This window comes from Salinimicrobium tongyeongense, assembly GCF_026109735.1.
GTDB lineage: Bacteria > Bacteroidota > Bacteroidia > Flavobacteriales > Flavobacteriaceae > Salinimicrobium > Salinimicrobium tongyeongense.
Map to the genome: position 1 here is coordinate 397,340 of NZ_CP069620.1, position 14,076 is coordinate 411,415.

The window sequence follows — 14,076 nt, forward strand, 5'->3', positions numbered from 1 at the left end:
TATAAAACATAAACTATCATCCAAAGACCTCCTTTGATTAAAACAAGTAAGTACTATTTACACAACCTATATATTCTTTCTATTTCCCAACGATTAAACCTATTCTTTTTCTTATTTTTTTGAAAATCTTGCTTAGTTTTGAAGTAACAGAGCGGTTCCTAAGATGAGAGTTCTCGATCTTGGTTTTATTGACTATATAAGTTTCAAGCACTTTTAGACTTTTGTCACTGCTTAATTTCTTAGTTGTATCCTTTTCAAAACTTAAAAGTATTCTCGAGAACTCTTGGGCGGCATTGGAATCGTTAAAATAGATAAAATTGTTTTCCAGTAAATAGCCTAAAAAGAATTTAAAATTTATAATCTTTTTAGTTAAATCATTTTTACTATAAAAATCCCTGGATAAATTTTCAAATGTTGCTGGAGAATATTCGTATAAAATGTTCTTCCCATCTAAAATTGTAGTTCCTAAGGATAATACCGGTTTGCCAAATAGTAACGCATCAAAAATTACCGATGAATTCACAGTGACCACAAAATCTGCAACCTTTAAACATTCATCCAGTTTTAATTCATCTGTCCAAACGATATTTTCATTTATTCCAATAGCCTCCCGGTAATGTGATACTGAAACCTGCGATTTAGGATGATGTTTCCCTATAACAAAGTAATCATCCTTTACTCCATAATTTATAAACCATTGGAAAGCATCTTTATTAGATTTAAAATAGGGACTAAACAATTTGGTTTGGATATCATTGTCTACCTGACCAACAAACAGAATTATTTCCTGGCCACTCTTTATTCCAAATTTATCCTTTATATTAATCTGCTCATTTCTGGCCGGCTGTTCCCAAAGTGTTTCTGATGTGTGAAAATACCAATTTTGATATAACTCCAATCTGTTCGTATATGTAATATCAAAAACTGCATTATCGAATCTAAAGTTAGCAACTGTACTATTACCTAAAACACCTTTAGTATCATAAAACCATAAAGATGGCAAAGTTCCTCTCTCCATAAATAACGTTTTGATATTCAGATTTTCACACAATCGGCTAAGTAATAATTGTCGTGGATCATTTCCATTCCAAACTATAATTAAGCTTGGATCATGAAGATTTATAAGCTTGAGGAAGAAATGCAAATGGTAATGTAAAAATGATTCTCTTTGTGATCGTTCTTTTTTATTTCTAGATTTAGGAAACCACCAGTCGAATCTGTCTACCAGTTCCTTTAAATTTAGGGCATACTGCTCAAAATCCTGTCGTATTATATATTTTTTATAGATGGTATCAAACTGGGTAATACTAACAGGCAGTTGAATTTTTTCAGGATGTAGATTAAATTTCCCCTCTTTATCCCATCCTAACAATACAAGTCTTGTTTTTTTTGCTTGGAGAATTTTTGAAACTTTATTTATAAATTCAACTTGTTCCTCGGTAAGAAGGCTATGAAGAAATAATATTTTATTCATTGGATAAGACAATTTTCTATTCTTAAATTCTTCTCATACTAAGACAACAAATCCGTTGAAGAATAATATTCTCATTATTAAGTACAAGTTCTAAGTTTTAAAATCGAAAAAACTTTATTATTAAGAGGGTAAATGTTTTAGCAATGAATTGTTATCATAATAAATTTTCTCCCATGATGACCATATTTTAAATGGCTATGAGAACCTAAGAGCCATTTCTTATAATAATGATCTTAGATTTTTTTTCTAAAAATCTTTTTTTTGAGTGAATTTATTTTACTTAATATTTTCGACTCTTTTTTAATTGTATTTATGGTCGGAAATTCACCATACCTTTCAATCAAGACCTGTAAATTTGTTTCATTCCAGTCATTTAATAGACTCCCCAAATGATTCTTAATTTTGATAATATGATCGTCATTTAAAGCTTTTCTCTCAAAATGCTTACTTTGATTGGTTTCTATAATATTTGCATTAAAGGTATTTGGAATTAGTAAAAAGCTTGAAATTTTTTCAAGAATAATTTTAGTATCAAACAAACATAAATCCTCGTATTTTATATGCAAAATTTGTTGCGATTCATTTTTTACAACAGAATTCCAACCATGAATCCATTCGTTTAATGATTCTTCTAGTGTAGAAGTGAGGGTCCAAGTATCTTTGCCTTTTAGGCGGTTTTGATATCTAATCAGCATAGAGTTAATAACGTCCAATGGATGCCTACTAATGTGGATGATTTTTATTGGTTTTTCAACAACATTGCTGAATTCTTCAAAGTCAACAAAATAGTACCTAGGCAATTTGTCGCCTACAATAAGAGGATTAACTTTCCCCAAAGCTCTTGCATTTTGTTGGTACAAAAATGCAGCAACACCATTTAAAGAATTCTTTTTCTGTAATGTTTGATCTAATATATCCTTATTTGTCCAAGTTTCCTTGACACCTTTATTCCGCTCAAAGTTTGAGTTTATACGGTAAAATTCATTTTCTTTAAAAAAAGCTTTTTTAAGAATGTTTAAAATTTGAGGTAAATTATGTTCATTAGTTAAAAAAATGTTCGGGTGGCTATTTAGAAGGAGAGCCATAAGAGTAGTACCCGATCTAGGTGAACCTCCAACAATTAACCAATCTTGATCTAAATTATCCTCCATTTACCTTCTATAATTATTGGGGCTCTAAAATGATTTAACCCTTCAACTTTAATTTTTGTCATATTTTGGTACCATAAAACCTGTTCCTTTCCCTTGTGATTGTATATTACCACTGAGACATAATATTCACCAGGAGTTAAATAAATACTGTCAATTTCCAGTTGGAGTTTCTTTTTACCATTCATTATTCCATCATTGAAAGCAAAATGATTGAAACAGATTGGTAGCTGATCACTGGATAAAATATTAAAGTAAAAACCTCCATTTGTAAATTTAAAATTGTTAACTGACAAATCAAACTCATAACTCATTCCTTCTAAAGTAGTAACGGACATAGAATTTAAAAAATTTTCAATACTGACACCGGGAACGTTGAATTTAATAGTCCGATGTTCTTGTGATGAATCATGTAAATAGTCGTTTATACCTTCTCCAATGTTTTTGAAAATTGTAGAATTTCCTCTTTTTAAATGTAATATAAAGGTTGAAATGCGGCTGACAGATGGCATACTATGACTAACATAGATGATTGCGCAATTATTTAATAATTTGGAAATCCTATCATAACATTTTGCTCTGAATTTGACATCACCCACAGCTAAAACCTCATCAATAAATAACACATCAGGTTCCATTTGAGCAGCAACTGCAAAACCGAGCCTCACTTTCATCCCACTACTGTAATGTTGTACGGGCATATCAATAAATTCCTGTATTTCCGCAAAGTTGATGATCTCTTCTACTTTTTCATTAATTTCTTTTCGAGTAAAGCCTAGAATTGCCCCATTGTTATAGATATTTTCTCTCCCGGTAAGAATGGGGTTAAATCCGGCGCCGAGTTCTATTAAGGCTCCTACTCTGCCTTTTATAGTTACTTTTCCGGCATCAGGTTTTATGAGACCGTTTAGGATCTTTAGCAAAGTAGATTTCCCGGCACCGTTATGTCCAATGAGCCCAAGGCATTCCCCTCGGCGCAACTCAAAAGAAATATCTTTTAAAGCCCAGAACTCCTTATCGCGTAGATGCCTTTCTGGCTTACTTCCAAAAAAATTATCCACTAGGTCCTGGACCCCATACCAAAGGCTGGTTTTAAGGTCTTTGCAGAACTTCTTAGAGAGGCTCTCTACCTTAACGAGGACTTCTTCTTCCTCTGACCCCGTTTTCACGAATTCTGACGAATTGTTGCGGATTTCTTTATCTACCACTGGTACGGAATATTTTGCCGGTTTATGCGGATTGAGTGGGAGTAAAAATAGGAAAATAAAAGGGAGATTAACACAAGATTATAAAGGAGATTGTATGCGGCCGGTCGGCAGACTTGGGCTATGGGTTTACAGTGACGCCACTACACCAGTATTGCTGTGGTCCGTTGATCTCGCAAAGCTTGTCACTAGTTGCGTTCCACAAGTATGGGAATAGAAATACGGTACATCACTAACCCAATAAAGAACAAAGGAATACAGCCTGCCATTAGCACGAGGTAATATGAAAGATATTCCGGTTGTGCCCCCACCAGCAGGTTCCGTCCTGTCAAAATCAGAGGGGTAAATGGATTGACGAGCATAATGGTTTTCATAATTCCCGTTTCCGGAATGGCATATACCACAGGGGTAATATACATTAAAAAGCTAAACCCCATACTGAGGATTTTCCCCACATCATTGTACAACATACTTATAGGTGTTAGAAACAAGCCCATGGTCACTCCAAAAAGCACAGCACTTAAAATCACTAAAGGCAATAATAACAAGCTCCAGTGAAAACCCAGCCCAAACAGGAACACAAAAGCAATAAGCAGAAAGATTTTTACCGAGGAGTTGAAAAGTAATTTATAGATCCCAGAGATAATAAGTGCTTCTTTAGGAAAATTGATCTTACTCAACAATCCCTTTGCTGCTTTTGTACTTGCTGTAGGGGAGTTGATAGCCTCCGTAATAATAGACCAGAGTAGTGTTCCAGAAAAAGCAAAAACTGGATAAGGAGTGCCGGTATCTGTGACCCGAATAGTTCCCGATATATTCAAAAATACCCAAACCGCCGCAGTAGCCAAGGGAGTAATAAATAACCAGATAATCCCGAAATAGGATTGCCTGTACTGCGCCTTAATATCTCTCTCTGCCAGTTGCCTGGCAAGGAACCTGGAATTATAAATATCCTGCAGGCTCTCTCTTAAGACTTTCCCGGGACTTAGGTTATTTCCTTTTTGATAAACCCTAACATTAGGTTCCATAATCAAATTTTAAGCTATTATTCGTGCATAGATTGGGAGTTCAAAATAACAACATTATTTTGAAAACACTCCCAAATTATACTCCTTCTAATAGACGTTTATTTTGGATATTGATAACAACCTTAAACTGATTCTTAAATAAAAAATTAGCTTTGAGATGAATTCACAATTTTGCAATTATCAAATTGTCTATTTTCGATTAATAAAATCTGTATTAGATTGCATCCCCAACCCGAACAAACCTTGAAATGAAAGATTTTTTAAAACGGAGCAAAAACCACCTGTGGTGCAGCCATATGTACCAACAAATCCAGAGGAGAAGTAAAAAAAAACTTCAGGAAAAAAGTACCGGCTCTGTGATCTTAAAAATTTCTGACCCTGCCATTTATCATAGATATTTTTATACTCTTATTAAATTTTTTTCGATAGAGGGATATGCAATTTACTATCCGGAATGTGATCTTGCTCATTTTAATAAGATTTTTTACCGCAGGAATACTCAGCCCTGGAATTATTTTAACCTTATTTTTAAGGAAGGCCTTGTTTTATTAGGAGAAATGCCTACAAATAAGGATTTTTTTGAACTCAATGACGGCAACATTAGCCGGGATTATTACTTTTTAAACCAGGAGAGAAAAGAATATTCCTACCGAATCCCCATGACCATGCATCCCCTTTTCTACCATTTAGATTACTGGAAAACACCGGTAAAGATGAATCATAAAAGAAAAAGATCGGTATTTTTCAGCGGAAATTTAAGTTCCGGCCCTTACCAGAATTTTAAAAAAGAGATTTTCAAACAGGAAAATCGGACAGAAATTTGCCATTTCCTAAAAGAAGGTTCTTTATATAAGGAAATAGAAAAAGTTGAAAATTTAGAAGAATACATTAAAAGTGAGGAAGATTTTCGAGTAATCATGATTGATTCTGTTAAGTCAAACATTAATATGCCGCTACTTCGGCCAACATTAAGTTCTTTTAATTTCTTCCTTGCCTTACCTGGATTCCTAGTACCTCATTGTCATAATCTAATAGAAGCCTTATCATCAGGTACGATTCCGATTATTCATAAAAATTATGCTGCAGTAATGACTCCTCCTTTATTAAATTTAGAAAATGCGATAGTTTTTGATGATCTTGAAGATCTGGTTGAAAAAATTCAATATGCCTTTAACTTGGATGATGAGACAATTTTAAAAATGAGAAAAGCTGTTCAATTTTATTATAAAACGAATTTAACTCCTTCCAGTGTGATAAAAAAGATCTTATCTAATAAAGAAAATTCATTCTACCTACAGGCTGAACAAAACAGTCTAAGGCAAACCCTATAACTTCATGTCATTAGATTTAATAGGGCTTTTGTAAAGTATCAACTGACTCCTCGAAGACCAACGACCTAAATTAAATGGCAAATATTTTTCAGTTCTTAGCGCCCATTGCCTGAATCGGTTCCGTTCTTCACCAATAGGCATCAATCTACTAAAACGCTCCAGAGAACCTACCGGAACAGTCTCCACCTCCCTAAAAAATTCCTTTCCTGCTTTTTCAAAATGTTTTGAACTAAAGCTACGCTCGGGGTGCGGGTCGTTTTCTTTCCATTCCTTAAAAGCCACTCTCTCGAATTTGGAGGGTCGCCCTTTTACCGGGATATGCCATCGCAGCTCGTCCAGTAGCAGAGAGTTAACAGCAGGCTCAAAAAAGCGAGCCTCGCCCCCGGGTTTTAAGAGTCGGGCAGTTTCTTTTAAAAACAATTTTTCCACAGGTAAGGTAAGATGATGTAAGAATGCCTTGCCAATAACGAAATCAAATGAGGCTGAAGCCAGGTTGTTCTTTAGGAAATCCCCTTCCACGAAGACTATTGGGTATTTAAAATCATAGTTTTCATTTAATTTATTAACGATCTCACCACTGGCCGCCGCAATATCATTCGCATAAACCTCTGCCCCCAGGGCAGCCATTACCGCAGCATTCACACAATCTCCGCAACCCATTTCAAGCACCCTTTTCCCTATAATTCTATTTTGAAAATCTCTTTGATACATGGCAAACCAGCTGGTATCTGTTGTAGTGGCAGAAGCAAGAAAAGCATCGAGATTGTTTATCCAGGACAGGATATTCTGAATGTTATAATTAGCATATAACCTCTCATAATGCTCCCTGTTCTTTTTTTGATTTTGGTCTTCTTTATTCATAAAGTGGAAATGGGCATTTTAAGTTTTTCAATAATCCTGACCCTCATTCAACTTATTTATGATCTCCAGAGGAAAAGAATTTAACAAACCCTGCTGTAATTCTTTTATATTATTTCCAGTAGGTAAGGTCGCATCATATTTGCCAAGAACCTCCAGTTCTTCTATACTCTTTTTGATTTCCAGCTTTTTGGGAGTCGTATTTTCAAGAGCTACAGATTCAAAGTAATCAATAAATTTGATTCCATTTCCAAAAAGCTTTCCCGAAAATTCTACCCACACAGAAGGAATGTTATACGCATGGGAAATAATTAAACCATGCAGGGAGGAGGAGATCGTTAACTGGCACTCTGTGATTTGTTTAGTAACTGCTTCCACATCCAGGGTCATCATGTCAATGACTGTAATTTCTTCCTCATAGCGATAGGCTTCTTTTACTTCTTTGAAATCCAGGTAATGCGGAATAAAGCCTATCCTCCATTTCTTTTTCTTTTGGGGAGAAAGGTACCTGGGTAACAATAGAGCAGGATCCCCAAAGACCTCAGGACATTTATAACCAAGGTTTAAGAGATATTCTCTTGTTCTTGGTCCTCTTACTGCCCTGAAATCTGCTTTTGCAATTTTATGCTTTTGATCTATGATCCCACTGCCCCAGACAATACTATCTTTAGTGGCATGATGAAGAATACTTCCAATTACCAGATAATTCCTCTTATCCCATTTGTACCAGGACTGTTTTTTGGGATGAACCCACTTTACAGGTCTTCCGGATATTTTCTCCACAATGTAATTGGAAAGCAGATCTCCATAATTCTCCTTTTCCTTGGAAGCAAACTTCCTTTCACTCCAATAAAATAAAGGAATTGGAGCGCTATTGCCGGAATTAGTTTTTCCTAATGCCACTTGTTTATATTTTGTCACCTTCAACCTTTACGGCAGGTTTACGGAAGCTTGGTTTTAAGTAAATAGAAATCTTTTTCATAACAACGGTTAAAATGAAAACTTATACCAGTCATCGAATAAAGAAAATTCCTGATGAACTCTTTTATATCCTTTTGAACTTAATAAATTAAAAATTTTTTGCCGCATTGGTGAATAGTTGTGTTCCACAGTAATGATCCTGAACTTATATTTATTAAAATCAAAATGCTCTAAAATTTCGAGTTCACTTCCCTCCGTATCTATTGAAAGATAATCAATAATTTCAGGAGCTTCATATTTTTCCAATAAGGCCATTAAGGATAAGGTTTCAACTTTATACCGAATCCTTTTTTTTCTTGATTGTTGATGGTAATCGTTGTCACCAAAGCCTTCTATGGTTGATAAAGAGGGTTTCTCCACTTCATTAAACTCCACCTCCTGCCCGGAATAAGACCAAACACATTTCTTTTCTATGTGAGAAGATCTATTTTTAAATAGAGCTTCATGCCAGCATTTAGCAGGTTCTGCAAGTATTCCCTCCCAACCGAACTCCTTTTCCAACAAAAAAGAATTACTAAAGGATATTCCATCACTTGCACCAAATTCAACAAAAAAACCTTTTTTCTTAAAATTCAATTCAGATAAGACAAAAAGATCCTGTCTAATTTGAGACCGGGATAACTTTTTACAGGAAAGATACTTATATGCGTTTTCTAACGGATACTGCAAGAGAAATTTCCATTCTTCAGCATAAAGTCTGTCACTTTTATATTCGTCCAGCGTTTTGGATCGGACTATTTGAAATCCAAGAGGTTTTAAAAAAAACTCAGCAACTCTTCTAAAGATATTTCTCATTACCCCTATAGATTTTAAGGACAAACATAGTTTTTTATCTTCACAACTCGTAGAATAATCAATTCTGCCACTAACAGTAGTAATCAATATTAAATTTAAATGTAATATTGGTGGCTCCTTTAAAACCTATACACTTGAAGCCAAAAAAGATCTTTATCCTCCTCCCTGATGGGATTGGCCTTAAAAATTTTGCTTTTACCTCCTTTGCCGGGCTTGGAAAGAAGATGGGGTGGGAGGTAGTATTCTGGAATGCCACTCCATTTGATCTGGAGAAAATGGGGTACAGGGAGATAAAACTACAGGGAAGCCCCCGTCCAAAGACCGACTTGCTTAAGCGGGCAAAAATAAAGGCAGAACTCGACCTTTTCACTGAAAAATTCAATGATCCGGTTTATCAAACCTATAAATTTCACAGTCCCTCACGAAGGATTAAGGAGAAGATAAAAGACATGTTGGTTTCCCACTATAAGTTTTACAACGGCAGCGAAAATGGACTACGGCGTTTACGAAAAGGAATGCAGGCCTCAGAAAAAAAAGGAAATTATTACAGGGATTGTCTGGAAGTGCTTAAAAAAGAAAAACCTGACTTTATTTTTTGCACCAATCAGCGTCCCATCACGGCCATTGCACCTTTAACTGCGGCTAAAGACCTGAGAATTAAAACCGGAACCTTTATCTTTTCCTGGGACAATTTACCTAAAGCAACAATGGTCATCGAACCCGATCATTATTTTGTGTGGAGTGAACATATGCAGAGGGAATTACTAAAGTACTACCCATTTGTAAAAAAGGATCAAATCCATATTACCGGCAGCCCACAGTTTGAACCTCATTTTGATCCTACACTTCGAAGAACAAGAGCAGAATTCTTCAAAGAAAACGGATTGGATGAAGATAAAGAATATATTTGTTTCAGCGGAGATGATGTTACCACCAGTCCTCATGACCCCCAATATTTAGAAGATGTAGCCGGGGCAGTACAGGTGTTAAACCAAAAAAATTACAACCTCGGGATCATCTTCAGAAGAAATCCGGTAGATCATTCTGATCGCTATGACTGGGTATTAAAAGAATTTGAAGATATAATAGTTCCCCTGGATCCAAAGTGGAAAGAATACAGCAGCGGGTGGAACAACATTCTCCCCACCCAAAAAGATGTTGAACTACAAATAAATACTATTCTCCACACTAAAGCGGTGACAAACCTGGGATCTTCCATGGTTTTTGATTATGTCGTTTTTAAGAAGCCCTGTCTTTTTATTAATTACAACTTGGAATTAGGGGACAACTCCGACTGGTCTGTAGAAAAGGTTTATAATTTTGTGCACTTTAGATCCATGCCTTCCAAAAAGGCCGTTTTCTGGTTGAATTCCAAAGAAGAGATTTCTGAAAAGTTAAAATATGCACTTTCGGCAACTACGGTAGATCTTGAGGAAACTAAAAAATGGTTTCAGAAAATAAATGTACATCCACCCCATGAAGCTTCTGAAAGGATATGGAAAGAAATTGAGAACATAGTCGTGAAATAATTAAACAGAACCCGGACTTTGCTCTTTAATTCTCTTGCTTTCCTTGTTTTCCTTCCTGCAGCCTTTATTCTTTATTGGTCCCTTCAGGGATCAAGGAGAATACAGAACATGCTTATCCTTGTTTCCAGCTATATATTTTATGGATGGTGGGATTATAGATTCCTCAGTCTTCTGGCTTTTAGTACTCTTGCCGATTTTTTCATAGGCTTAGCTCTCGAAAAGAAAAAGACAGAAGGAGTTAGAAAAGAATTTCTAATCCTGAGTCTTCTCCTCAATCTCGGGATACTCGGTTTTTTTAAATATTATAATTTTTTCCTGGAAAGTTGGATAGAAGCCTGGGAAAGTTTGGGAGTAAATTTTAATATTCCCAGCCTTAATATTATCCTCCCTATAGGAATTTCCTTCTATACCTTCCAGACCTTAAGTTATACCATTGATATCTATAGAGAAAAAATAAAAGCTTCTAAAAACCTGATCAATTTTGCCGCCTTTGTCTCATTCTTTCCCCAGTTGGTGGCAGGGCCTATAGAAAGGGCAGCAAATCTTTTACCCCAGTTTAGCAGGAAGAAAACTTTTAATCCGGAGCAGGCAATTCAGGGGATAAACCTCATTTTATGGGGGCTTTTCAAAAAAATGGTGATTGCAGATACTTGTGCTATTTACGCAGATTCTATTTTTAACAATTATGAAAGCTATAATTCGGGGACACTGATTTTAGGAGCTGTTTATTTCTCCTTCCAAATCTACGCAGATTTTTCGGGTTATACAGATATAGCCATAGGTGTTGCAAAGCTGTTCGGGTTTGACCTAATGAGAAATTTCAACTATCCATATTTTTCAAGGAATATTGGAGAATTCTGGAGGAGATGGCACATCTCACTTTCTACCTGGTTTAGGGACTATGTTTATATCCCTCTGGGTGGATCACGGGGAAGCCAATGGTACCGAATTAGGAATGTAGCAATTGTTTTCCTTTTAAGCGGTTTTTGGCACGGGGCAAACTGGACCTTCATTATTTGGGGTGCAATCCATGCCCTTCTTTTTATACCTCTTTTAATTACAAAAACAAACAGGAAGTATTTGCAAACGGAAGGCGATAATAAGGTTTTTCCTTCTTTGAGAGATTTTTCAAAAATACTGGGAACTTTTTCTCTCGTAACTTTTACCTGGATATTCTTTAGATCTGAAAGTGTTTCTGCTGCACTTGAGTACATCAACAGGATTTTTGTTTCACCAAAGTTTGATGTTGAATATCTTCCCGTAGAAAGGTTCAGTATTGAATTACTAATCCTTCTGGCTATTTTTACAGGCGTGGAATGGTTTCACCGAAACTATAAACATCCTTTTAGAGGAAAATTTAGATGGCTGAAGATAACTGCTGTTATAATCGCGTTACTTACATTAGGAGTGTATTCTGACTATCAGGAATTTATTTATTTTCAGTTCTAATGAAAGGTTTTATCCTCTACATTTTAAAGATTCTTGGGGTATTTGTTATCGGGGTTGTTTTGCTGGAGCAGGTTTATGATCATGTTTTTAAAAAAGGTATAGTACGTAATAAACTTCAAAAAGTGCTATCCCTTGAAGAAGGAGATCATTATGAGTTTGTTTTTTTAGGCTCTTCCCGTACCGAGAATACTATTGATTGTGAGATTATTGAAAAAATCACAGGGAAGTCCTGTATCAATCTGGGGGTCGCCGGCAGTTCTCTTAAGGATTCATATGTCCTGCTTAAGCTTTTACTTGAAAAAGGGATAGTTGTAGACCATGTTTTTCTTCAGGTAGATTATTCCTATAACGAGAAGAGTGCTGACCTTACCCCTGCTTTTAAAGCCACATTAATACCTTTTAGAAGTCATCCTGCTATCCGTGAAGAATTGGAGATTGAAGACGATGGTTCATATATCTTGAATTTTCCATTTTATGCATATCTCAAATACGAAAAAATTGTAGGTTTTAGGGAAATTGTAAATCAAACCATCCTCAATGACTCAGGAAAGAATTATGAAAATGGATTTTATCCTTTAACGGGTACAGGAAAACAACTCTACGGCTCCCTGCCTGCCAAAATAGCTAATACCAACAGGGTCCTGTCCAATATGGAAAAAATGGTTTCGGGAAAAAGAACAAAGCTTCACTATTTTTTTGCTCCCTATTGCCAGCAAGTTGAAAACAGGGACTATGCCATGAAACTGCAGGATAAGCTACCAGAAATTTATAATTATATTGACATTTTTGACAGGAAAGAAAATTTATTCGCTGACTGCGGACATTTAAATTTAAGCGGGGCTCAAGAATTTACAAAGATCCTGATAACAGACTTCCTTCACAGGGAAGCAATGGATGAAAATGACAGGAATGGCGGAAACGAGTGACGGATTGCTTCGCTCCACCTGTCTGCCGATACTGGCAGGCTCTCAATGACAGGAATGGCGGAAACGAGTGACGGATTGCTTCGCTCCACCTGTCTGCCGATACTGGCAGGCTCTCAATGACAGGAATGGCGGAAACGAGTGACGGATTGCTTCGCTGCGCTCGCAATGACAACATAACAAACAATTAAAAATGCATATAGCTTTTTTAACTCCCGAATACCCTCATCCCCGGACCGGTCCTGCCGCAGGACTCGGTACAAGCATAAAAAATATGGCGACTGCCCTTGCAGACAAAGGAGTGAAAATTTCTGTTTTCATATTTGACCAGCAGGAGGATGATATCTTTACCGAAAATGGAATAAGATTTCATTTCATAAAACATAGAAGCTTCAAAATACTTGGCTGGTACCTGCACCGGAAATTCCTTCAGAATTACCTCAACAAACGTATTGCGGTAGACAAAATAGACGCCATAGAAGCACCGGACTGGACTGGAATTACCGCTTTTATGAAACTGCGTTGCCCTTTGGTAATAAGAATGAACGGCAGTGATGCGTATTTCTGTAAACTGGAAAACAGAAAACAGAAACAAAAGAATTTCTGGTTTGAGAAACTGGCCCTGCAGGGAGCAGACCGTATATTATCTGTAAGCAACTTTACAGCAGAAGAAACCCGGAAGATCTTTCAACTTAAAAAGAAAATTAAAACAATTCCCAATTCCATAGATGTAAAACGTTTTCTACCGCAGCAGGAAAAAGAAGAAAAAGAGGTGATTCTTTACTTCGGAAGCCTTATTAGAAAAAAAGGGGTGCTGGAACTGCCCGATATCTTTAACAGGATCGTGGAGCAAATGCCTGCAGCAAAGTTTCGACTGGCAGGGAAGGATGTGCGGGACATCAAAACCGGGTGGTCGACCAGGGAATTAATGGAGGAACAATTTAGTCCGGTAGCGGCAAAAAAGGTAGAATGGCTGGGAAATTTACCCTACGACAATATTCTGGAGGAGATCGCTAAAGCCCAGGTAGTGGTTCTTCCCTCCTTCGCAGAAGCCCTGCCCATGACCTGGATTGAAGCCATGGCCATGGAAAAAGCTTTGGTAACTTCAGATATTGGTTGGGCAAAAGAGGTGATGATCGACGGGGAAACGGGTTATACTGTAGATCCAAATGATCATAACTTATATGCTGATAAAGTTCTTGAAATTTTAAATAATCCGGGACTTGCGAAGCAGGTAGGCAAAGCTGCCAGGGAAAGGGTTTTAGAGAAGTTTTCTACAGAAGCGGTGGTGGAGGAGAATATTGCTTTTTATGAGGGAGTGGTAAGGAAAACCTAACCAGCATTGGGGTTACCTG

At 36.5% G+C, this 14,076-nt stretch carries 12 protein-coding genes; 5 read left to right on the top strand and 7 right to left on the bottom strand.

The genetic code is table 11. The features are described from left to right. Positions 1-79: 79 nt before the first annotated feature. The 4 genes from JRG66_RS01755 to JRG66_RS01770 all read right to left on the bottom strand — a co-directional run bounded on the left by JRG66_RS01755 (position 80) and on the right by JRG66_RS01770 (position 4,855). The gene (locus tag JRG66_RS01755) at positions 80-1,474 is read right to left on the bottom strand and encodes a capsular polysaccharide export protein, LipB/KpsS family (RefSeq protein ID WP_265164031.1); all 1,395 of its coding nucleotides are present in this window, start codon (positions 1,472-1,474) and stop codon (positions 80-82) included. A gap of 233 nt (positions 1,475-1,707) precedes the next feature. Beyond that, on the bottom strand, positions 1,708-2,625 hold the full coding sequence (locus JRG66_RS01760) for a sulfotransferase family protein (protein WP_265164032.1): 918 nt from the start codon (positions 2,623-2,625) through the stop codon (positions 1,708-1,710). Next, positions 2,610-3,830 carry an ABC transporter ATP-binding protein gene (locus JRG66_RS01765; protein ID WP_265164033.1) on the bottom strand — a complete coding sequence of 407 codons (1,221 nt, stop codon included), beginning with the start codon at positions 3,828-3,830 and terminating at the stop codon, positions 2,610-2,612. Before JRG66_RS01765 ends, JRG66_RS01760 begins: the two co-directional genes overlap by 16 nt. A 185-nt stretch (positions 3,831-4,015) precedes the next feature. Further along, positions 4,016-4,855, bottom strand: a complete 840-nt coding sequence (locus JRG66_RS01770) for an ABC transporter permease (protein ID WP_265164034.1) — start codon at positions 4,853-4,855, stop codon at positions 4,016-4,018. Between the two features lie 248 nt (positions 4,856-5,103). On the opposite strand from JRG66_RS01770, the gene JRG66_RS01775 reads away from it, so the two are divergent. Then, positions 5,104-6,186 carry a hypothetical protein gene (locus tag JRG66_RS01775; RefSeq protein WP_265164035.1) on the top strand — a complete coding sequence of 361 codons (1,083 nt, stop codon included), beginning with the start codon at positions 5,104-5,106 and terminating at the stop codon, positions 6,184-6,186. Here the strand turns inward: JRG66_RS01775 and JRG66_RS01780 are convergent. The 3 genes from JRG66_RS01780 to JRG66_RS01790 form a co-directional block, all read right to left on the bottom strand. Next, entirely contained in the window at positions 6,181-7,047 is an 867-nt protein-coding gene (locus JRG66_RS01780) for a class I SAM-dependent methyltransferase (RefSeq protein WP_265164036.1), read from the bottom strand. The genes JRG66_RS01775 and JRG66_RS01780 overlap by 6 nt on opposite strands. A 27-nt stretch (positions 7,048-7,074) precedes the next feature. Next, positions 7,075-7,947, bottom strand: coding sequence for a polysaccharide pyruvyl transferase family protein (locus tag JRG66_RS01785; protein WP_265164037.1), 873 nt, complete (start codon positions 7,945-7,947; stop codon positions 7,075-7,077). Positions 7,948-8,034: 87 nt separating this feature from the next. Beyond that, positions 8,035-8,820: an FkbM family methyltransferase gene (locus JRG66_RS01790; protein WP_265164038.1), complete on the bottom strand. Its 786-nt coding sequence runs from the start codon at positions 8,818-8,820 to the stop codon at positions 8,035-8,037. Positions 8,821-8,954: 134 nt separating this feature from the next. Here JRG66_RS01790 and JRG66_RS01795 point away from each other — a divergent pair, with 134 nt between their 5' ends. From JRG66_RS01795 to JRG66_RS01810, 4 genes are all read left to right on the top strand, one after another. Continuing rightward, entirely contained in the window at positions 8,955-10,349 is a 1,395-nt protein-coding gene (locus JRG66_RS01795) for a glycosyltransferase family protein (RefSeq protein ID WP_265164039.1), read from the top strand. Between the two features lie 18 nt (positions 10,350-10,367). Then, positions 10,368-11,798 (top strand): MBOAT family O-acyltransferase, encoded by a 1,431-nt coding sequence (locus JRG66_RS01800; RefSeq protein WP_265164040.1) that lies wholly within the window; start codon positions 10,368-10,370, stop codon positions 11,796-11,798. Then, complete coding sequence (locus JRG66_RS01805) at positions 11,798-12,724, top strand: hypothetical protein (protein WP_265164041.1); 927 nt, start codon at positions 11,798-11,800, stop codon at positions 12,722-12,724. Before JRG66_RS01800 ends, JRG66_RS01805 begins: the two co-directional genes overlap by 1 nt. 190 nt (positions 12,725-12,914) lie before the next feature. Beyond that, positions 12,915-14,057 carry a glycosyltransferase family 4 protein gene (locus tag JRG66_RS01810; RefSeq protein WP_265164042.1) on the top strand — a complete coding sequence of 381 codons (1,143 nt, stop codon included), beginning with the start codon at positions 12,915-12,917 and terminating at the stop codon, positions 14,055-14,057. The last annotated feature ends 19 nt before the right edge of the window (positions 14,058-14,076 follow it).

Coding starts and splice junctions, on each gene's coding strand:
- JRG66_RS01755 (WP_265164031.1), bottom strand. CDS start 1,474: ATGAATAAAATATTATTTCTTCATAGCCTTCTTACCGAGGAACAAGTT.
- JRG66_RS01790 (WP_265164038.1), bottom strand. CDS start 8,820: ATGAGAAATATCTTTAGAAGAGTTGCTGAGTTTTTTTTAAAACCTCTT.
- JRG66_RS01805 (WP_265164041.1), top strand. CDS start 11,798: ATGAAAGGTTTTATCCTCTACATTTTAAAGATTCTTGGGGTATTTGTT.
- JRG66_RS01810 (WP_265164042.1), top strand. CDS start 12,915: ATGCATATAGCTTTTTTAACTCCCGAATACCCTCATCCCCGGACCGGT.
- JRG66_RS01760 (WP_265164032.1), bottom strand. CDS start 2,625: ATGGAGGATAATTTAGATCAAGATTGGTTAATTGTTGGAGGTTCACCT.
- JRG66_RS01780 (WP_265164036.1), bottom strand. CDS start 7,047: ATGAATAAAGAAGACCAAAATCAAAAAAAGAACAGGGAGCATTATGAG.
- JRG66_RS01775 (WP_265164035.1), top strand. CDS start 5,104: ATGAAAGATTTTTTAAAACGGAGCAAAAACCACCTGTGGTGCAGCCAT.
- JRG66_RS01770 (WP_265164034.1), bottom strand. CDS start 4,855: ATGGAACCTAATGTTAGGGTTTATCAAAAAGGAAATAACCTAAGTCCC.